This is a genomic window from Rhizobium sp. CCGE 510 (genome assembly GCF_000292525.1).
In the GTDB taxonomy this organism is placed as follows: Bacteria; Pseudomonadota; Alphaproteobacteria; order Rhizobiales; family Rhizobiaceae; genus Rhizobium.
In genome coordinates, this window is sequence record NZ_AEYF01000035.1 from 1 (window position 1) to 21146 (window position 21146).

The window sequence follows — 21146 nt, forward strand, 5'->3', positions numbered from 1 at the left end:
CGTGGTCTCACCCGTCGCCAAGACGTAGTCATCCGGCGTGTCCTGCTGCAGCATGCGCCACATGCCCTCGACATATTCACGGGCATGGCCCCAGTCACGCTGGGCGTCAAGATTGCCGAGAAAGAGCTTGTCCTGCCGACCCAGATGGATGGCAGCCACCGCCATGGTGATCTTGCGCGTGACGAAGGTTTCGCCGCGAAGCGGGCTTTCGTGATTGAAAAGAATGCCGTTGGATGCGTGCATGCCATAGGCCTCGCGATAATTCACGACGATCCAATAGGCATAGAGCTTGGCTGCGGCATAGGGAGAACGCGGATAAAACGGCGTCTTCTCGCTCTGCGGCACTTCCTGCACAAGACCGTAGAGTTCCGACGTCGATGCCTGGTAGAACCGGGTCTTTTGCTCGAGCCCCAGGATACGGATCGCTTCGAGCAGCCGCAACGTCCCGATACCATCGGCATCCGCGGTATATTCGGGCGTTTCGAAGCTGACACCCACATGGCTTTGTGCGGCAAGATTATAGATCTCATCGGGCTGTGTCTGCTGCACGATCCTCAGAAGATTGGTCGAGTCGATCATATCGCCATAGTGGAGGATGAAGCGTGGATGTTCCTCATGCGGATCCTGGTAGATATGCTCGATGCGGCCGGTATTAAAAGACGATGACCGGCGCTTGATACCATGCACCGTATAGCCTTTGCTCAGAAGCAAATCGGCCAGATAGGCACCATCCTGACCCGTCACCCCAGTAATCAGCGCGGTTTTTGTCATTTTTCACATCGTCTTTCGATACAATCTTCGAAGCCGGCAAATGCGCATTATGATTTGCAAACACTCGGCGGAGATCCGGCAGCAACGATGCCACGACCTCAGGCGACGCCGATCCGCAGCAGGTCATGGAAATGCACCAGTCCGACCGGCCTGCGGTCGTCATCGGTGACGATTAGTGCGCCGATGTGATGCTGGTTGAGCAGCGCCAGGGCGGCGGTCGCCAGCACCGTCGACTTCACGGTTTTCGGCGTCCGTGTCATGATGTCGTCGACGGCAAGTTCGGAGAGATTGCGGGTCAGGTTGCGAGCCATGTCGCCTTCGGTGACGATGCCGCAGAGCCGCCCATCCTCGTCAAGCACGCCGACGCAGCCGAAATGCTTGCGCGACAGCACCGTGATCGCCTCCGGCATCGGTGTGCCCTTGGCCACGAGCGGCAGCCGCTCGCCGGTATGCATGATATCGGCGACATGCATCAGGCTCGCGCCTAACTTGCCGCCAGGATGGAACACGTGGAAATCCGTGGCGGTAAAGCCGCGCGCTTCCAACAGCGCCACCGCCAGCGCATCACCCATCGCGAGCTGCATCAGCGTCGAGGTCGTCGGCGCCAGCCCGTTCGGGCAGGCCTCCTGCTCGTTCGGCACGAGAAGGACGATATCGGCGGCTGTTGCAAGCGAGGAACGGTCGCTGCAGGTGATCGCGATCAGCGGAATAGAGAAGCGCCGCGTGAAGGAAATGATGCTCTTGAGTTCGGCGCTCTCGCCGCCTTTGGAAATCGCCAACACGACGTCGTCGCGCGCGATCATGCCGAGATCGCCGTGATTGGCCTCCGCCGCATGCACGAAAAACGCGGGTGTCCCCGTTGAAGCGAATGTCGCCGCGAGCTTGGCGCCGATATGCCCGCTTTTGCCGACCCCGGTGACAATGACGCGGCCGGAGATGTCGCCGATCACTTCGATGGCGCGCGTGAATGGACCGGCCAATCCGTTGTCAAAGGCCTGCTCAAGCGCTTCAAGACCGCGTCTTTCGGTCTCTATCGTGCGTTTTGCCGATTCGAGCACGCTGTTTTCAACGAGGTTGATCGCTCTTCTGTTCATGAAATTGCGTTAGACCTTTTCACTTTCCAAGTCCACCCCGCACTCTTTCCGACCCGCACTCTTTCCGAAATGTGGAACAGCGCCCGCCGCCGGCAACGAATGATTAACCACGAGGCTTTACCTTTGGGTAAGAACCGAAAGCATGTCAGGCGCGAATTGCATGGGCCAGCCAAAACAGACGAGCAGTGTGACGCCGCTCCGCGCCATGAGCTATGCCGTCTCGTTTGTCGCGTTCGGCAGTCTGCTGCTCGGTCAGGCAGCCTTTGCACAGTCCACCTCACCGCAGCCGGTAGGCGCGTCAAACAGCCGTTCCGCGGCTTCTGCGGACTATCGCACCACGAATAACGCAACCGCCGGTTTCGATGAAGAGACCGACGATACCGCCACGCCTGCGGCAAACGGCACGTCCGCGAACGCGGATGATGCCTCGCAGAGGCCTGCCATACCGGGCGCGCAAGCCGGCGACGACATTACCGGCTCCATCCTCGATGAGGACATCCGCCGGCTGAACACCCGCGAAGCGCCGATCGACGAAACGCCGCGCCGCAGAGCCGCCGAAAGCGCCTCGACGGCCGAAACACCGGGCATTCCGATCGGCACTTTCGTGCTCCGCCCGAGCGTCACCCAGAGCGTCAACACCGAGACCACCAAGGACGGCAACACCACGCAGCGGCGCGCCTTTCTCGAAACGGATGCAGCCGCGACCCTGACCTCCGACTGGGGACGACATCAGCTGACCGTAACCGCGGAAGGCGCCTGGCAGCGGAATATCAGTGGCGAGGGCGAGGAACAGCCCTCTTTCAAGATCAACAGCGACCTCAGGCTGGATCTTCCCGACGATACCACCGCGCACCTCACCGCCGGTTACAATTTCTATCGCGAGGATACGGACGACCCCGATGCCATCGCCGACGCCGCACAGCAGTCGGACGTGCAGGAGTTTTCGGCCGGGGCCTCCGTTCAACGCGATTTCGGCATCCTGCGCGGCACGACGGCACTGGCGCTGACCCGCTCGATCTATTCGGATGCCACGCTTGCGAACGGCACGACCGTGACTTTGAGCGACCGCAACCAGACAGCGGGCACGCTGCGCGGCCGCGTCGGCTACGAGCTGTCTCCGGCGCTCATTCCCTTCATCGAGGCGACGATCGGCCGGAGCGTCTATGACGAGACGCGCGATTCCGCCGGTTACGAGCGTTCCGGCCATAGCTATGGCGCCAAGGCAGGCGTCGAGGTCGATCTTGGCGAAAAGCTGAAGGGTGAAGTCGGTGTTGGCTACGAGATGGCGAATTTCGAAGACAGCCGCCTGTCCTCGATCGATACCGCTACACTCGATGCAAGCCTGCTCTGGTCGCCGATCCGCGGCACCGATGTCAATCTCGACCTACAGACGAGCATCCAACCCTCGACCACGGCGGGCGAAAGCGGCTACGTCTCGCATGCGCTGACGACGACCGTCACCCATCAGCTGCGCGACAATCTGGTCGGCACGATGATCGGCGGCGTGACGTGGCGCGACTATCCCACCGACAGCACCATCAATGACGAACTCGTTTATACCGCCGCGACCGGTCTGACCTGGAACATCAACCGCTATCTCGATTTGACCAGCACGCTCGGCTACGAGCTGACGACGCGCAAGGAAGGCACCGATTCGCAGCAATGGCGCGCCGGCGTCGGTCTCAAGTTGAAGCGCTAAAGCTCTTTGTTTTTATGTATGTCGTTATCCCGGAACCGCTGCACCGGGCGACATGTATTGGTGATGCAAAACGCCGCGCATCCGGTCGGACGCGCGGCGCTGTAACAGTTTTATGCCGTGGGGAAGCTTACTTCAGACCGGCAAGCAATTCCTTGAAGCCGCCTTCGACGGTGGGGCGGATATCGTCACGTTCGAGGGCGAAGGCGACGTTTGCCAGGATGAAGCCGTCCTTGGCGCCGCAGTCGTAGGTCGCGCCGCGGAAGTGGTAACCGGCGAAATCCTGTTCCTTTAGCAGCTTCAGCATGCCGTCGGTGAGCTGGATCTCGTTGCCGGCGCCACGCTCCTGGGTTTCGAGGATCTTGAAGATCTCCGGCTGCAGGATATAGCGGCCGTTGATGAAGAAGTTTGAAGGCGCCGTCCCCTTGGCGGGCTTTTCCACCATGCCGGTGATGCGGAAGCCGTCGCCGATCGCCTCGCCAACGCCGACGATGCCGTATCTATGCGCCTGGTCGGGCGCGCATTCCTCGACGGCGATGATATTGCCGCCGCTCTGGCCGTAGAGGTCGATCATGCCCTTCATGCAGCCTTTGTCGCCCTTCATGATCATATCGGGCAGCAGCAACGCGAAGGGCTCGTCACCGACGATCTCGCGGGCGCACCAAACCGCGTGGCCGAGGCCGAGCGGCTCCTGCTGGCGGGTGAAGCTCACCGTGCCGGCCTTGGGAAGCTGCTGTTGCAGGAGAGTGATTTCCGCCTTCTTGGCACGCTCCTTGAGCGTCTGTTCAAGTTCAAAATGGATGTCGAAATAATCTTCGATGACGTGCTTGTTGCGTCCGGTGACGAAGACCAGATGTTCGATCCCGGCCTCGATCGCCTCATCGACGACATATTGAATGATTGGCTTGTCGACGACGGTCAACATTTCCTTCGGAACAGCCTTGGTTGCCGGCAGGAATCGCGTCCCTAGCCCGGCAACCGGAAATACTGCTTTACGAACTTTATTGTGTTGAGCCACACCCGGCCTCCTGCTTCGATCATATCGCTTTGGAAATGGAGCTTTTTAGCTTTAACTAGTATAGAATTGCTACTGTTTTGCAAATGGTGACCGCAGCGGATCGCCATGGTAAAGAATTTGTTGACTCCGTTCCTGTAGTCTCGGGTTTGGGCGGACATGATGCCCCGCTGCACCGGAAACTGAAGATGACGGATACGATTGTCGATGGCCCAGAATCACAAATACTCCCTTCGTGGTCTTGCTCTCGCCCTCGTTGTCGCCGCCCAGGTCGGGCTGGTTCCTGACAACGCGAAAGCCGATTCCCGGTTCCAGAAATGGATCGCGGATTTTTACCAGACTGCTGCTCAGAGTGGCATCAGTAAGGCAACTTATCAAAAGGCCTTTTCCGGGGTGACCGAGCCCGATCCGACCGTGCTCGAAAAGGCGGCCTACCAGCCGGAATTCACTTCGAAGATCTGGGACTATGTCGACTCCCGCGTCAATCCCTATACGGTCAAGATCGGCCGCGAGATGGCTGTCAAACACGCAAGAACGCTCGCTGCGATCGAACAGCGATTCGGCGTCGACAAGACCATTCTCCTGGCCATCTGGTCGATGGAATCGAATTACGGCGCCATCCTCGACAAGGACGACCGGCTGCACTACGTACCGCGCGCGCTGGCAACGCTTGGCTATGCCGATCCGAGCCGCGCCAAATTCGCCAAGAAGCAGCTGGTCGCCGCGCTGAAGATCCTGCAGAACGGCGATGTGCCGGCACGCGAGATGACCGGCTCCTGGGCCGGCGCCATGGGCCACACCCAGTTCATTCCGACAAGCTACCTGCTTTATGCCGTCGATGCCGACGGTAACGGCCATCGCGACATCTGGAACTCGGTGCCCGATGCGCTGGCGACCTCTGCTAATCTCCTGATGAAGAACGGCTGGGACACCGGCAAGACCTGGGGCTACGAGGTTGTCGTTCCCGCCGCAGCCGCCAACCAGACCGGCAAGACCCACACACTGGCACAATGGGCGGCGCTCGGCCTTGCACGCCCGAATGGCAAGGCTTTCCGCGAGAGCGCCACCAAGGCCATGCTGAAGATGCCCGCTGGCGCCGGCGGCCCCGGCTTCCTGATGACCGCCAACTTCTTCACCATCAAGAACTACAATGCGTCGGACAGCTATGCGCTTGCCGTCGGCCTGCTCGCCGACCAGATCGCCGGCTACGGCGGCATGCAGCAGCGCTGGCCGCGCCCGGACGGCGCCCTCGACGTCACCGAGAAATTCGAGCTGCAGACCCGTCTGAAGACGCTCGGCTATTACAATGGCGAGGTCGACGGCAATTTCGGCTCTGGTTCGAAGGCGGCGATATCGGCCGTGCAGTCGCGCATCGGCATGCAGCCGGATGGCGAGCCCTCACTGCCGCTTCTGAACGCACTTCGCCGCTAGAAGCGGCGGAACCCTGACCTACATAATAGCGGAGTGGACGCTGGCCTGGCCTGCGTGCAAGATGCCGGCAGATGCGGAACTGCCCATGACGAAGAAAACTGATCGAACCCCAATCCGTTGGCTGGTGCTCGCCTTGGCGGCGGCTTCGCTATGCCTCGGCGCCCTTGCGCCGGTGCCTATGGCGCAAGCCCAGGAGCAGCGTTACCAGCGGCGTTCGATCCTCGACTTCTTCCTCGGCCGACGCTATCTCGAAGACGGCCCGCAAGCGCCCGACGTCCAGCAGCCAAGGCACCAGCAGCGCAAGCGCCCGCCATCACAGAAAGCCGTCGTCAACACCCGCACCGCGCCGCCGCTTCGCGCGCCCGTCCAGGAGGAGCCGGCGGTGCAGAAGCTCGGCGACGCCAAGAAGATCCTGATCGTCGGCGATTTCCTGGCCAGCGGCCTCGGCGACGGGCTCACTGCCGCCTTCGAGACCTCGCCGGGGGTCGTCGTTGAAGCCCGCGGCAATGTCTCATCCGGTCTCGTCCGCGACGATTACTACGACTGGCCGGAACAGCTACCGAAGATGATCGACGAGCTGAAGCCGGCAATGGTCGTCGTGATGATCGGCGCCAACGATCGCCAGCAGATGATGACCGATACGGCCAAGGAAAAATTCCGCACCGATAGCTGGTTCACCGAATACCGCCGCCGTGTTCTTTCCTTCGGCAAGCAAGTCACCGACCGCAAGATCCCGCTGCTCTGGGTCGGCCTTCCCGCCTTCGAATCCGATCAGATGACGGCCGATGCCGTCCAGATGAACCAACTCTACCGCAATCAGGTCGAAAGCATCGGTGGCGAATTCGTCGATATCTGGGACGGTTTCGTCGATGAAAACAGCAACTTCATCGTCACCGGCTCGGATGTGAACGGCCAGCAGGTCAGACTGCGCACATCCGATGGCATCAACCTGACCCAGGCCGGCCGACGCAAGCTCGCCTTCTATGTGGAAAAACCGGCGCGGCGTCTTCTCGGCACGCAGGCAAGCCCCGATCTGGTTCGCCTCGACTCCAGCAATCTGCCCGGTCTCGGCCTTCCCGCCAATCCGGTCGAACATACCGTGCCGATCAGCCTGTCCGATCCCAATCTCGACGGCGGCGCCGAGCTTCTTGGCGCAAGGCCGCCGCCGATGGCTTTGACGCGGTCGCCCCGCGATCTCCTGGTCGAGCAGGGCGAAATGACGCCCGCGCCTCCCGGCCGCGTCGATGATTACCGCCTGCCTGCGGCAAAGACGCCGGCCGAAGTCTCGGTCAAATGAAAGGGCCGCGTGCGGCGGCCGCCTTCCTCCGTTCCGTTTACTTCGCCGTCGCCTGCGGCCAGCTCAGATAATAGTAGTTCGAGCCGATCAGGCCGAAGAACGCGTTGCTGTCGTTTGTCTGGTCGACATAGCTGCCATTTTCCTTGACGAAAGCGCCATCGGAGCCGCGCTCAAGATGCGCATCGAGGAAGTCGCTCCAACCGCTGACATCGATCGCCTTACCGGCCTTGCTCTCAGTGTCCGCCGCATCGGGATCGTCGACATCCCAGGCGGCAATCGAGACGCCCTGCGTCGGATCGGTGATGGTGAGCGTGCCCGCTTCGAGGGCGGCCAGCATGTCGTGGGCCTTGCCGCTGTCGCCTTCGGCCGCAGCCGCATCCTGCAGCTGTTGCTTCAGCATCGACATGAAGGAGGCGCTGGTCACGTCGGCGCTGCCACCTGTCGTGTCGGTCGCATCGGACGTGTCGTTGTTGGATGAAAGCGTGTCGAGCAGCCCCGACAGGGCTTGGTTGGAAAGCAGCGAGGCGGAACTCGGATCGAGCCCATAGCTGCTCAAGATACCGGCAGCCGACGAACTCTGCGGATCCTGCGAAGTGTCATCGGAGCTGCGAAGGTTCTTCAGCGCATATTGGGCAGAAACCAGCCGCGTGCTGTCAAGTGCAGAAACCATTTGAAAAATCCTTGTCGATCATTCGCGGCGGTCGATGTTCCTGACGCCCGCGTCCGGCGAAAATCTCGCTTCCCGGCATTGCCTGAGGCTTGCGCCGGATGCCGGCGCGTCAAGCGGTCGCACCAGCGCATGGTCCAAAGCGATAATGCATGTCACCCACAAGTGTGCAGCGGTTCCGGGATAACGACATGCATAAAGACAAAGAGCTAAAGCGCATCCTTGCGCGTCGACAGGACGCGCAGCGCTTTACGAAAAAACTCCGCCGGAGGGCGGAGTTCTTGTCTTGTGAGCGCGTGTGCCGCTGACGGTCAGTTCGGCAGGACGGTCGAGCCCATCAATTCCTCGTCGATGGCGCGCGCCGCCTGGCGGCCTTCGCGGATCGCCCAGACCACCAGCGACTGGCCGCGGCGTACGTCGCCCGCCGTCCAGAACTTGTCGACCGAGGTCTTATAGTTGCGGTCGTTGGCGACGACGTTGGTCGAGCCGCGCTTGTCGGTGTTGAGCGTCAGCTTGCCCTCGAGCTCCTTCAGCACGCTCGTTGTGAACGGGCCGCGGAAACCGATGGCGATGAAGGCGAGATCGGCCCGGATGACGAATTCGGTACCTGGAACAGGCCGCCGGCGTTCGTCGACCTCACAGCACTTGACACCGATCAGCACGCCGTCTTCGCCGACAAATTCAAGTGTGGCCACCTGGAATTCACGCACCGCGCCCTCTGCCTGCGAGGAGGAGGTGCGCATCTTCGTCGCCCAGAAGGGCCAGACGGCAAGCTTGTCTTCCTTCTCCGGCGGCTGCGGCCGGATGTCGAGCTGGGTGACTCTGACGGCTCCCTGGCGGAACGCCGTCCCGACGCAGTCCGAAGCCGTATCGCCGCCGCCGACGACGACGATATGTTTGGCGCCGGCAAGGATCGGGTCCGACGGCCAGCCGACGCTGTCGATGTTCTCGCGCCCGACGCGGCGGTTCTGCTGCACGAGATAGGGCATCGCGTCATGCACGCCGGCAAGGTCGACGCCCGGAATACCAGCCTCACGCGGCGTTTCGGAGCCGCCGCAGTAGAGAACGGCGTCGTGATCGGCCAACAGCTGCTCGACCTTGACGTCGACGCCGACATTGGCGCCGCAATGGAAGGTGACACCTTCGCCCTTCATCTGCTCGACACGGCGGTCGATGAAGTTCTTCTCCATCTTGAAATCGGGGATGCCGTAACGCAGCAGGCCGCCCGGCTTGGTCTCGCGCTCATAGACATGCACCTCGTGGCCGGCGCGGCCGAGCTGCTGGGCCGCCGCCATGCCGGCAGGACCGGAGCCGATGACGGCGACCTTTTTGCCGGTATGGACCGTGGCCGGCTGCGGCCGGATGAAGCCGAGTTCATAGGCCTTGTCGGCGATCGCCTGCTCGACCGTCTTGATGGCGACCGGCGCATCCTCGAGATTCAACGTACAGGCTTCCTCGCAAGGCGCCGGGCAGACCCGACCGGTGAATTCAGGGAAGTTGTTGGTCGAATGCAGGTTCTGGATCGCCGCTTCCCAGTTGTTGTTGTAGACGAGATCGTTCCAGTCGGGGATCTGGTTATGAACCGGGCAACCGGTGGGACCGTGGCAATAGGGGATGCCACAGTCCATGCAGCGCGCAGCCTGTTTCTGCACTTCCGGGTCCGACATCGGGATCGTGAACTCACGGAAATGACGGATACGATCCGACGCCGGCTGGTACTTCGCCACCTGCCGGTCGATTTCCAGAAACCCTGTTACCTTACCCATATTTTCGTCCCTTACCCTCATGACCGCCTCACCGCAGCCAATCTGTCTATCGTCAGTCCCGGTAGCCCGAGCGAGTTGCTTGTCTTGACCGTCATTGGATCATATCCCTTGCAAGACATCCGTGCGGTCAAGACAGCCTTCGCCGTCGGTTCCTCACGGGTCGTCGAGATATTTCGTCATCCGTCACCTCAGTCAGCAGGTGACGGATGCCCCGGCACAAATCATTCCGCGGCGATGCCCATCCGGCTGCGCTCCATTTCCTCTAGCGCACGACGGTATTCGACCGGCATGACCTTGCGGAACTTCGGACGGTAGTCGGCCCAGCTGTCGAGGATCTGCTTGGCGCGGGTCGAGCCCGTATAGTGCAGATGGTTGGAGATCAGCTGGTAAAGGCGCTCCTCGTCATGGCGCGTCATATCGCCGGAGACGTCGACGCGCCCCTTGTGCATGAGATCGCCGCCGTGATGATGCAGCTTCTCCAGCATGTCGTCCTCCTCGGGCACCGGCTCGAGCTCGACCATCGCCATGTTGCAGCGGCTGGCGAAATCGCCGCTCTCATCGAGCACGTAAGCGACACCGCCGGACATGCCGGCCGCGAAGTTGCGGCCCGTGGCGCCGAGCACGACGACGACGCCGCCGGTCATGTATTCGCAGCCATGGTCGCCGACACCCTCGACGATAGCGATCGCACCCGAATTGCGCACGGCGAACCGTTCGCCCGCCACACCGCGGAAATAACATTCGCCCTCGGTCGCACCGTAAAGCACGGTGTTGCCGACGATGATCGAGTTCTCGGCCAGGATCCTCGAATTCTCCGGCGGCCGGATGATGATCTTGCCGCCCGAAAGCCCCTTGCCGACATAGTCGTTGCCGTCGCCGATCAGGTTGAAGGTGATGCCGCGCGCCAGGAAGGCGCCGAAACTCTGGCCCGCCGTGCCGCGAAGCGTCACATTGATCGTGTCTTCCTTCAGCCCACGGTGGCGGAAGCGCTTGGCGACTTCGCCGGAAAGCATCGCGCCTGCCGAACGGTCGACATTCTTGATGCCGACTTCGAAGGCAACGGGTGTCTTGGCGGTCAGTGCCGGCTCAGCCTGCTCGATCAGCACGCGGTCGAGAATATCGTCGATCGGGTGCTGCTGCCGGCTCGTCCAGAAGGTCTCTTCCTTGGCAGCGTCGACCTTGTGGAAGATGCGGCTGAAATCGAGGCCCTTCGCCTTCCAGTGCGCCAGCATCTCGTCCTTCTCCAGAAGCTCGGAGGCGCCGATGATCTCGTCCAGCCGGGTAAACCCGAGCGAGGCAAGGATTTCGCGCACTTCGTTGGCAACGAAGAAGAAGTAGTTGATGACGTGTTCCGGCGCGCCCTTGAAGCGCTTGCGCAGCACCGGATCCTGGGTCGCCACACCCACCGGACAGGTGTTGAGATGGCACTTGCGCATCATGATGCAGCCGGCCGCAATCAGTGGCGCGGTGGCGAAACCGAACTCGTCAGCGCCGAGCAACGCCCCGATGATGACGTCGCGGCCGGTCTTCAGGCCGCCATCTACCTGCAGTGCGACGCGCGAACGCAAGCCATTCAGCACCAGCGTCTGCTGGGTTTCGGCAAGGCCGATCTCCCAGGGGCTGCCGGCATGTTTCAGCGAGGTCAGCGGCGACGCACCCGTGCCGCCATCGAAGCCGGAGACGGTGATATGATCGGCGCGCGCCTTGGCGACACCGGCAGCGACCGTGCCGACACCGACTTCGGAGACCAGCTTTACCGAGACATCCGCGGTCGGGTTGACGTTCTTCAGATCGTAGATCAGCTGCGCCAGATCCTCGATCGAATAGATGTCGTGGTGCGGCGGCGGCGAAATCAGGCCGACACCGGGCGTCGAGTGGCGGGTCTTGGCAACTGTCGCGTCAACCTTGTGACCCGGCAACTGACCGCCTTCGCCGGGCTTGGCGCCTTGCGCCACCTTGATCTGCAGCACGTCGGCATTGACGAGATATTCGGTGGTGACGCCAAAGCGGCCCGAGGCGATCTGCTTGATCGCCGAACGTTCAGGGTTCATCGATCCATCGGCCAGCGGCATATAGCGGTCGGATTCCTCGCCGCCTTCGCCGGTGTTCGACTTGCCGCCGATCCGGTTCATGGCAATCGCCAGCGTCGTATGCGCCTCTCTGGAGATCGAGCCGAAGGACATCGCCCCGGTCGAGAAACGCCTGACGATATCGGCCGCCGGCTCGACCTCGTCGATCGAAACCGGCTTGCGGCCGAGCGCCTCGGCGCTCTTGACGCTGAAGAGCCCGCGGATCGTGTTCATGCGCAGCGCCGAATTGTTCACCATATCGGCGAATTCGCGGTAGCGGTCCTCGGCATTGCCGCGCACGGCATGCTGAAGGGCGGCGACCGCATCGGGCGTCCAGGCATGGCTTTCGCCGCGCATGCGGTAGGCATATTCGCCGCCGATGTCGAGCGTCGTGGCAAGCAGCGGATCCGTGCCGAAGGCCGCGTTATGGCGGTCGACGGTCTCCGCCGCGATCGTCTCGAGGCCGATGCCTTCGATCATCGTCGCGGTGCCGAAGAAGTACTTGTCGATCAGTTCCGACTGCAGGCCGATCGCATCGAAGATCTGCGCGCCGCAATAGGACTGATAGGTCGAGATGCCCATCTTCGACATCACCTTGAGGATGCCTTTGCCGACCGCCTTGATGTAGCGGTAGACGACTTCGGACGCATCCACTTCCTTCGGGAATTCGCCCTTGGCATGCATATCGAGCAGCGTATCGAAGGCAAGATAGGGGTTGATCGCCTCGGCGCCGTAGCCGGCGAGCAGGCAGAAATGATGGACTTCACGCGGCTCGCCGGTCTCGACGACGAGACCGACCGAGGTGCGAAGCCCCTTGCGGATCAGGTGATGGTGCACGGCTGCTGTCGCAAGCAACGCAGGAATAGCGATTCGATCAGGCCCGATCTGCCGGTCGGAGAGCACGATGATGTTGTAGCCGCCCTTGACGGCGGCTTCCGCGCGCTCGCAGAGCCGGTCGAGCATTTCGGGCATGCCGGCGGCACCCCGCTCGATATCATAGGTGAAATCGAGCGTCTTGGTGTCGAAACGGTCTTCCGTGTGGCCGATCGAGCGGATCTTCTCGAGGTCGCCGTTGGTCAGGATCGGCTGCCGCACTTCGAGCCGCTTGGCATTCGCCGCCCCCTCGTGGTCGAGAATGTTCGGCCGCGGCCCGATGAAGGAGACGAGGCTCATGACCAGTTCCTCGCGGATCGGGTCAATCGGCGGGTTCGTCACCTGCGCAAAATTCTGCTTGAAATAGGTATAGAGCAGCTTCGGCTTTTCCGACATTGCCGAGATCGGCGTGTCCGTGCCCATCGAGCCGATCGCCTCCTGGCCGGTCGTTGCCATCGGCGACATCAGGATGCGGGTGTCTTCGAGCGTGTACCCGAAGGCCTGCTGGCGGTCGAGCAACGACACGTCGCGGCGCAGCGCCCGCGGCTCCACCGGCTTCAGCTCTTCCAGGATAAGCTGGGTGCGTCCGAGCCAGCTGCGATAGGGATGCGCCGTCGCCAGCTGCGACTTCACCTCGTCGTCGGAGATGATACGGCCTTCCTCCATATCGATCAGCAGCATCTTGCCCGGCTGCAGGCGCCACTTCTGAATGATCCTCTCCTCCGGAACCGGCAGCACGCCGGCTTCCGACGCCATGATGACGCGGTCGTCATCGGTGACGAGGTAGCGCGCCGGCCGCAGGCCGTTGCGGTCGAGCGTCGCACCGATCTGCTTGCCGTCGGTGAAGGCGACGGCGGCCGGCCCGTCCCAGGGCTCCATCAGCGCCGCATGATATTCGTAAAAGGCCTTGCGTTCTGGAGCCATCGACTGGTTGCCGGCCCAGGCTTCCGGGATCAGCATCATCACCGCATGCGCCATCGAATAGCCGCCGCGCACCAGAAATTCGAGCGCATTGTCGAAGCAGGCCGTATCCGACTGGCCCTCGTAGGAGATCGGCCAGAGCTTGGAAATATCTTCACCGAAGAGCGGCGAGGACACCGACGCTTGGCGCGCCGCCATCCAGTTGACGTTGCCGCGCAGCGTGTTGATCTCGCCGTTATGGGCAACCATGCGGTAGGGATGCGCGAGCTTCCACGACGGGAAGGTGTTGGTCGAGAAGCGCTGGTGCACGAGGGCGACCGCGCTTTCGAAGCGCGGGTCCGACAGGTCCTTGTAATACACGCCGACCTGATAGGCCAGGAACATGCCCTTGTAGACCACCGTCGCCGAGGACAGCGATACCGGATAGAAATTGCTCTCCTCGCCGTCGAACTCGTCATAGATGCGGTTGGAGATCACCTTGCGCAGTGTGAACAGCCGACGCTCGAACTCGTCGTTGTTTTCGGCATCCTCGCCGGCGCCGATGAAGACCTGCACATGATGTGGCTCGGTCGCGGCAATGGCCGGCGCCTTGGAGAGTGAGGAATTGTCGACCGGCACGTCGCGAAAGCCGATGAGGACCTGACCTTCCTCGGTGACGACATCCTTGATCACCTTCTTGAAGTGCTCGATCTGCTTTTCGTCGCGTGGCATGAATATATGGCCGACGCCATATTCGCCGGCCGGCGGCAGGGTGATGCCCTGCGCGGCCATCTCCTCGCGGAAGAAACGGTCGGGGATCTGCACCAGGATGCCGGCGCCGTCACCCATCAGCGGATCGGCGCCGACGGCGCCGCGATGCGTCAGGTTCTCGAGAATGAACAGGCCGTCCTTGACGATCTGATGCGACTTCTGGCCTTTCATATGCGCGACGAAGCCGACGCCGCAGGCATCATGTTCGTTGCGCGGGTCGTAGAGGCCCTGCTTCTTCGGCAGGCCGGAGGCGGATTTGGACGTATTGGCCGTGGCGCGCACCTCTGCAGCAGCGAACCGGTCAAATTCCATGGATGGCGTCTTCGTCATCATCTTTCCTCCTGTCGAAGCCCGCGGGGCCGCGGGCGGCTCTTCGTCCTGCACCGCAACCCGAAGATAGGTTCGGCGCATGACAGCGCTGTTGCATGTTGAAGATCGGCCGCAGACATCTGCTTTGAAGGAAAGCAAACCGTCGCGTTCCGCGCCTGCCATTCGCCTCCGCGCGCCGCCCCTTGAGGCTTGACGCTCGGAAGAACTATAGCGTGAAAGCCCATCCGTTCCAGGGTTTTCAGCGCCTCTTCAGCCGTGAAGGCCAAAATAGGACAGCAGCACTGTCCTAATTCATCAGTTCTATGCCAGAAAGCATTTCGCTCCGCAAGAGCGCGCTGCTAAAAAACACCAATTTGCGACGGAAGATTGCCTGAGAAATGGTCACGACGAAATAAAATTACAATAATCATGATTATTCTTTTTATTGATTGCGTAGTTCAATTTCTGTGATGTGTCGCGAGCGGCAACCTTGATCCCGTGAAGCTTTGGCGTAATCTCCGCTGCGGACTTACCAGCCTTCCTTTCCAACGGTTCCCCCTCATGTTCTTTGCTTCCGATAACTGGGCCGGTGCCCATCGATCCATTGCCGAACGATTGCTGATGGAATCGACCGGTTTTGCCGCCGCCTACGGCGCCGGCGATCTCGACAAGAAGGTCGAGGCCCGCTTTTCCGAGATCTTCGAGCGCGAGGTTTCGGTCTTCTTCGTCGCCACCGGCACGGCCGCGAACTCGCTGTCGCTGGCAAGCGTCCAGCGCCCCGGCGGTATCACCTTCTGCCATTCGCAGGCCCATGTGATCGAGGATGAGTGCGGGGCGCCGGAATTTTTCTCTGGCTCCGCCCGCCTCTCCGCTGTCGACGGCGAAGCCGGCAAGATCGACCCGGCAAAGCTCGTCGCCAAAATCGCAGGCTTTCCGGAAGATGCCGTCCGTCAAGGCCGCGCCAGCGCGGTGACCATTACCCAGGCGACCGAGATCGGCACCGTCTATTCCCTGCCGGAGATCGGCGAGATCGCCGCTATCGCCAGAAATCGCAGCCTGCCGCTCCATATGGATGGCGCCCGCTTCGCCAACGCCCTGGTCGCGCTCGGCGCTACGCCTGCCGAAATGACCTGGAAACGCGGCGTCGACATGCTGTCCTTCGGCGGCACCAAGAACGGCTGCTGGTGTGCGGAAGCGATCGTCTTCTTCAATCCGGATCGAGCCCGGGAAATGCCGTTCATCCGCAAGCGCGCCGCCCAGCTTTTCTCCAAGTCGCGTTTCATCGCCGCCCAGTTCGATGCCTATTTCGAAAATGGCCTCTGGCTCGATCTCGCCCGCCACTCGAACGGCATGGCCGATCGACTGCGCGCCGGCATTGCCATAAGCAACGCCGCGCGACTCGCCTGGCCGACCGCGTCCAACGAAGTCTTTGCCGTCGTCAGCAAACATGCGGCAAAAACCGCCGAGGAAAAGGGCGCGAAATTCTACGAATGGCCGACCCCAACCGCAACGCCCGAGCTCGTTTCCGAACGTGAAACGCTGATCCGCCTCGTCACCAGCTTCGCGACGACGGAAGCGGACGTGGATGGTTTCCTCAAGTGCCTGGCCGCCTGATCCCCGCCGGAAAGGCTCGCCTATCCGGCGAGCCTTTCCGCGGTAGTGCCTCACGCCGACTTCAGTCCCCTCACCTTTTGCAGAATATCGTCCGACAGCGCCGAAACCAGCGCCTGATCCGCCCCTTTGCGCGGCACCAGCACGAATTCCACATCCTCCAGCACCGGAAGCCTACCCGCAGCGATCTCCTTCAGGCCCGAGGGCGCCATGCTGCGCGGCTGCACCAGCACGCCCATCCCGGCCCGCGCCGCCGCCGTCAATCCGCTGAGGCTCCCGCAGGTGCAGACGATCCGCCACGCCACGCCGTTTCGTGCCAGCGCCTCCAGCGCGATTACCCGCGTGACGCTCGGCGGCGGAAAGGCGATCAGCGGCAAAGGGCCGGAGGCCAGCACACGCTCCGGATCGCGCGCCAGCCAGACGAGCGGTTCGCGATAGACCAGCTTTCCGCGGGCATCGCCGAGCCGGCGCTTGGCGAGCACCAGGTCGATCTCGCCATTGTCCTGCATCTCGTAAAGGACGCCTGAGAGTGCCACCGTCAGTTCCAGGTCGACCGACGGATGCGAACGAACGAAATCCTCCAGCACCGCCGGCAACTGGCTGGTGACGAAATCCTCGGAAACCCCGAGCCGCAGGCTGCCGCGCAGGCTGTTGCTCTGAAACAGCGACTGCACCTGCCCCTCGATGGAAAGCATCGCCCGTGCATGCGATAGCAGCGCCTCGCCATCGCCGGTCAGCATCACCTTATGTGTGTCACGGACCAGCAGCTTGCGCCCAAGCGCCGCCTCGAGCCGCTGGATATGCTGGCTGACCGTCGACTGCCCGAGCCCCAACCTGTCTGCGGCGAGTGTGAAACTGCCCATCTGTTCGACGGCGACGAAACTGCGCAATTGCGAAAGGTCGAGCATAGAAATCCAGTTTCTCGATAACTGTTATTCCTTGCATCCTGGATCACAATGGACGAGAAAACAATGACTGTTTTATCATGCCGCGAGATCGCCATGCGCCGCTTTCTGCCCGATACGTTCACCATCCTGCTGGTCTGCACCGTCATCCTCGCCTCGCTGCTTCCGGCGCGCGGCACATTCGCGGGTTATTTCGGCATCGCCACCGATCTTGCCATCGCGTTGCTGTTCTTCCTGCATGGCGCCCGCCTCTCACGCGATGTCGTCATAGCGGGCCTGCTGCATTGGCGCCTGCATATCGTCATCCTGCTGACCACCTTCGGCATCTTCCCGCTACTGGGCTTGGGGCTCGGATTCATCCCCGACACCATCCTGCCGCAGCCGCTTTATCTCGGCATCCTCTTCCTCTGCGTGCTGCCGTCGACGGTACAGTCGTCGATCGCCTTCACCTCGATGGCCGGCGGCAACGTGCCCGCCGCCATCTGCTCGGCCTCGGCCTCCAACATCTTCGGCATGTTTCTGACACCGCTCCTCGTCGGCCTACTGTTTTCCGTTGGCGGCCATGGCGGCTTCTCCTTCGACGCCTTGCAGCAGATCCTGCTGCAACTGCTTGCCCCCTTCATTGTCGGCCAGATCCTGCAGCCCTGGATCGGCGACTGGATCCGCGCCAAGAAAAAGATCCTGATGCCGGTCGATCGCGGCTCGATCCTGATGGTGGTCTATCTCGCCTTCAGCACGGCTGTCGTCGAAGGGCTGTGGCATACCTTCTCGATCGCCGATATCGCCGTCGTCATCGTTGCCGATATGGTTCTGCTGGCAATTGTCCTTGTTTTGACCATGTTCGGCAGCCGCTGGCTGGGCTTCAACGGGCCCGACCAGATCACCATCACTTTCTGCGGCTCGAAGAAGAGCCTCGCAAGCGGCGTGCCGATGGCCAACGTCATCTTCGCCGGCCAGTCGATCGGTGCGATCGTGCTGCCGCTGATGCTGTTCCACCAGATCCAGTTGATGGTCTGCGCCGTCATCGCTCAGAAATACGCGGCCGCCGCGGCCCGCCGGGCGACGGAAAAGGAAATAGACGCAGCCGCGAGCCCGGCTTGAGCCGAATGCCGAAAAAAAACGGCGCCCCAATGGGAGCGCCGTCTCTTTTACCGAAAGGGGAAACAATCAGCCGTTGATAATCTGCGCTTCGATGGCCTTTGGAGCCTCGACCGGTTCTGCGGCAATCGCGATTTTGCGAGGCTTCATGGCCTCTGGAATGTTGCGCAGAAGGTCGATGTGCAGCAGGCCGTTTTTCAGCGAAGCGGCGGTCACCTCGACATGATCGGCAAGCTGGAAGCGGCGTTCGAAGGCACGCTTGGCAATGCCGCGGTAGAGGAATTCGCCGCTTTCGGCAGGTTCCTCGTTCTTTTCACCTTTCACGGACAGCACATGGGCATGGGCTTCGATCGAAAGTTCGGTCTCGTCGAAACCCGCAACCGCCATGGTGATGCGATAGGTGTTTTCACCGGTGCGCTCGATATTGTAGGGCGGATAGGTCTGGGCCTGCTCCGGCTGGGCAAGACTGTCGAGCATGGTGAACAGCCGGTCGAAACCGACGGTGGAACGATAAAGGGGAGAGAAGTCTACGTGACGCATGATGTCCTCCTGTGGAAGCGACGTGTTGCGATGAAATGCCCCTGAAACCCCATCTTTGGCGGCCTCGGGACGGTTGCGCGGGCCCTCTTCGGCACCCGCAGAGAGGAGATGGTGATGGGATTTGACGAGTTCAAGACCCTTTCGGAATCGCCTCGATCCGCCCGTGAACCCCGCATGAACGGCCGGTTCGGAGCGCATTCACACGCCTGAGCCTAGAGATGGCAACGTCGGGTGAATCTGGTCCCGGCGGCTGAAGTGCATCGTCCCTTCTTCTTCAGCCTCAAACTCGGCCGGCGGCGAGCACCCTCATGCTCCTGCCGGCCCTTTTCGGGCGGCGGCATCGCGGCCCCAACGCTTTCCAAGCCGGATGCCATGCGCTATCCCTGAAGACGAAGCAGTCAGCAGCGGTGCATTGCAAAGCCATGGATCAGGTTCTCTATTCGACCCCCGACAATCCCGCCCCGGAAAACCGCACGGAAGGGTTCTTCGAAACCCATGACGGCCACCGGCTGCGTTACGCCGTCTTCGGCTCGAGCGCCCAGGTGGCCAAAGGCACGGTCGTCATCCTGCATGGCCGCAACGAATATATCGAAAAATATTTTGAAACGATCCGCGACCTGACAGCCAAGGGCCTGTGGGTCGCCACCTTCGACATGCGCGGCCAGGGCGGTTCGCCGCGGCTGCTGAAGCGCCGCAACCACGGCCACATCCGCCGCTTCGTCGATTACGAGCGTGATCTGGACACCTTCCTCGAAAAGGTGGTGCTCCCGGACACCCGCCTGCCCTTCTACCTGCTCGCCCATTCCACAGGCGGGCTGATCGCGCTCTCGGCCGCCCCCTATCTCACCACCCGTATCGACCGCATGGTGCTGTCGGCGCCCTTCATCGGCCTGACAGGCCAGGCGGCTTCGCCCCGCGTCATCCGAAAGCTTGCCGGCACGCTGACCGCAATCGGTCTTGGTTCCCTGCCGCTAACGTCGAAACTGAAGGAGCCGGGTTTCCGCGACAATCCGCTGACCTCGGACGAACACCGTTTCGAGCGCAATATCGCAATGATGAAAGCCCATCCGGAGATGACGCTCGGGCCGCCGACGGCCCGCTGGCTGACCGAGGCTTTTCGCACAATGGACCGGGTGACCTCGCCCAATCATCTCTTCTCGATCACCATCCCGACCATCGTCATCGCCCCGACGCGTGATGGTGTCGTGCCCTATACGGCGCAGGAGCGGCTCTCGCGTTACTTCCGCGCCGGTCAACTGGTGCCGATCAACGGCGCCCGCCACGAGATCTTCCAGGAACGCGATACCTACCGCGCGGCCGCTCTTGCCGCCCTCCACGCCTTCATTCCCGGCAGCGATGCCGAAGAAAACCAGGATGTCGCCGCCCTCGGCACGTGAGCCGGATCAGCAAAGCTGACCGGAGGATCAGCGGTGCTGACCGGGTCAGCGCGGCCGATCGGGATCAGCGCTGGAGGACGGCGATCGCCTGCTCATAGACCGCCCGGCTGCCGGCGGCGATGATCGAACCGCCGTTCTCAGGCCTGCCGCCGTCCCAGGTGGTGATGATGCCGCCGGCCCCCTCGATGACGGGAATGATGCCGCCGACGTCATAGGGCTTCAGGCTGTTTTCGATGACGAGATCGATATGGCCGGCGGCAAGCAGCGCATAGGCATAGCAATCGCAGCCATAGCGGAAGAGCCGGACCTGGCTTTCGATCTCGCGGTATTTCTCCATCTCCTCGCCGGCGAAGAGATGCGGTGAGGTGGTAAACAGGATGGCGTTCGAGAGCGTGTCGCACTGGCGCGTCGCCAGCCGCCGTTCCCCCTCCGGCCCGGTATAGAGCGAGCCGTTCTGGTCGGCGAAATAACGTTCGCCGGTAAAGGGCTGTTCGATCATGCCCATGATCGCCCGCCCCTCTTTCTGCAGGCCGATCAGCGTTCCCCATACCGGCACGCCTGAGATGAAGGCGCGGGTGCCGTCGATCGGATCGATCACCCAGACATATTCCCGGTCGAGCCCGACATTGCCGTGTTCCTCGCCGAGAATGCCGTGGGCGGGAAAATTCTCCTCGATCAGCGCCCGGATGGCGAGTTCGGCCGCCCGGTCGCCCTCCGTCACCGGATCGAAACCGGAGGAGAGCTTGTTCGTGACATCGAGGCCGGAGCGGAAGCGCGGCAGCGTCTCGGCTCGGGCGGCTTCCGCCAGGCGGTTGAAGAACGAACGGTCAGGAAGCATGAGGGATCCGTTTGGCTGGCGGGAGTGACGCTTTCATAACGAAAAGCAGCGGGAATGCAAACTCAGCAGGCAGTTCGATAGGGTTGCGACGAACCCTC

15 protein-coding genes are annotated in these 21146 nt (G+C 61.9%); 6 read left to right on the plus strand and 9 right to left on the minus strand.

From position 1 onward, the window contains the following. Together gmd and RCCGE510_RS16320 are read right to left on the minus strand one after the other, a co-directional pair. On the minus strand, positions 1–771 hold a 771-nt coding region (gmd, locus tag RCCGE510_RS16315; protein WP_007631646.1), incomplete at its 3' end, for a GDP-mannose 4,6-dehydratase. A 98-nt stretch (positions 772–869) separates the two neighbouring features. Next, a complete protein-coding gene (locus tag RCCGE510_RS16320) occupies positions 870–1865 on the minus strand; it encodes a KpsF/GutQ family sugar-phosphate isomerase (RefSeq protein WP_007631647.1) in 996 nt (331 codons plus the stop codon). A gap of 160 nt (positions 1866–2025) precedes the next feature. On the opposite strand from RCCGE510_RS16320, the gene RCCGE510_RS16325 reads away from it, so the two are divergent. Continuing rightward, positions 2026–3564 carry an outer membrane beta-barrel protein gene (locus tag RCCGE510_RS16325; protein ID WP_007631648.1) on the plus strand — a complete coding sequence of 513 codons (1539 nt, stop codon included), beginning with the start codon at positions 2026–2028 and terminating at the stop codon, positions 3562–3564. 127 nt (positions 3565–3691) lie between these two features. Here RCCGE510_RS16325 and galU read toward each other — a convergent pair whose 3' ends face one another. Beyond that, a complete protein-coding gene (gene galU / locus RCCGE510_RS16330; RefSeq protein WP_007631651.1) occupies positions 3692–4579 on the minus strand; it encodes a UTP--glucose-1-phosphate uridylyltransferase GalU in 888 nt (295 codons plus the stop codon). A 204-nt stretch (positions 4580–4783) separates the two neighbouring features. On the opposite strand from galU, the gene RCCGE510_RS16335 reads away from it, so the two are divergent. Continuing rightward, positions 4784–6007 carry a lytic murein transglycosylase gene (locus RCCGE510_RS16335; protein ID WP_007631653.1) on the plus strand — a complete coding sequence of 408 codons (1224 nt, stop codon included), beginning with the start codon at positions 4784–4786 and terminating at the stop codon, positions 6005–6007. 61 nt (positions 6008–6068) lie between these two features. Beyond that, positions 6069–7304, plus strand: coding sequence for a DUF459 domain-containing protein (locus RCCGE510_RS16340; RefSeq protein ID WP_007631654.1), 1236 nt, complete (start codon positions 6069–6071; stop codon positions 7302–7304). A gap of 37 nt (positions 7305–7341) precedes the next feature. Here the strand turns inward: RCCGE510_RS16340 and RCCGE510_RS16345 are convergent, their stop codons facing one another. From RCCGE510_RS16345 to gltB, 3 genes are all read right to left on the minus strand, one after another. Further along, entirely contained in the window at positions 7342–7974 is a 633-nt protein-coding gene (locus tag RCCGE510_RS16345) for a hypothetical protein (protein ID WP_007631655.1), read from the minus strand. A gap of 308 nt (positions 7975–8282) precedes the next feature. Beyond that, the gene (locus RCCGE510_RS16350) at positions 8283–9737 is read right to left on the minus strand and encodes a glutamate synthase subunit beta (RefSeq protein WP_007631656.1); all 1455 of its coding nucleotides are present in this window, start codon (positions 9735–9737) and stop codon (positions 8283–8285) included. Between the two features lie 221 nt (positions 9738–9958). Continuing rightward, entirely contained in the window at positions 9959–14683 is a 4725-nt protein-coding gene (gene gltB / locus RCCGE510_RS16355; protein WP_007631657.1) for a glutamate synthase large subunit, read from the minus strand. A 537-nt stretch (positions 14684–15220) separates the two neighbouring features. Between gltB and RCCGE510_RS16360 the strand changes: the two genes are divergently transcribed. Then, entirely contained in the window at positions 15221–16273 is a 1053-nt protein-coding gene (locus RCCGE510_RS16360) for a low specificity L-threonine aldolase (protein WP_007631659.1), read from the plus strand. Positions 16274–16323: 50 nt separating this feature from the next. On the opposite strand, the gene RCCGE510_RS16365 is transcribed toward RCCGE510_RS16360, so the two are convergent. Further along, complete coding sequence (locus tag RCCGE510_RS16365; protein WP_007631661.1) at positions 16324–17178, minus strand: LysR family transcriptional regulator; 855 nt, start codon at positions 17176–17178, stop codon at positions 16324–16326. A gap of 48 nt (positions 17179–17226) precedes the next feature. Between RCCGE510_RS16365 and RCCGE510_RS16370 the strand changes: the two genes are divergently transcribed. Next, a complete protein-coding gene (locus RCCGE510_RS16370) occupies positions 17227–18276 on the plus strand; it encodes a bile acid:sodium symporter family protein (protein ID WP_037078986.1) in 1050 nt (349 codons plus the stop codon). Between the two features lie 66 nt (positions 18277–18342). Here the strand turns inward: RCCGE510_RS16370 and RCCGE510_RS16375 are convergent, their stop codons facing one another. Then, a complete protein-coding gene (locus RCCGE510_RS16375; RefSeq protein WP_003542878.1) occupies positions 18343–18813 on the minus strand; it encodes an Hsp20 family protein in 471 nt (156 codons plus the stop codon). Positions 18814–19235: 422 nt separating this feature from the next. On the opposite strand from RCCGE510_RS16375, the gene RCCGE510_RS16380 reads away from it, so the two are divergent. Continuing rightward, the gene (locus tag RCCGE510_RS16380) at positions 19236–20210 is read left to right on the plus strand and encodes an alpha/beta hydrolase (protein ID WP_007631667.1); all 975 of its coding nucleotides are present in this window, start codon (positions 19236–19238) and stop codon (positions 20208–20210) included. Positions 20211–20274: 64 nt separating this feature from the next. On the opposite strand, the gene hisN is transcribed toward RCCGE510_RS16380, so the two are convergent. Further along, positions 20275–21048, minus strand: a complete 774-nt coding sequence (hisN, locus tag RCCGE510_RS16385) for a histidinol-phosphatase (RefSeq protein WP_007631669.1) — start codon at positions 21046–21048, stop codon at positions 20275–20277. Between the last annotated feature and the right edge of the window lie 98 nt (positions 21049–21146).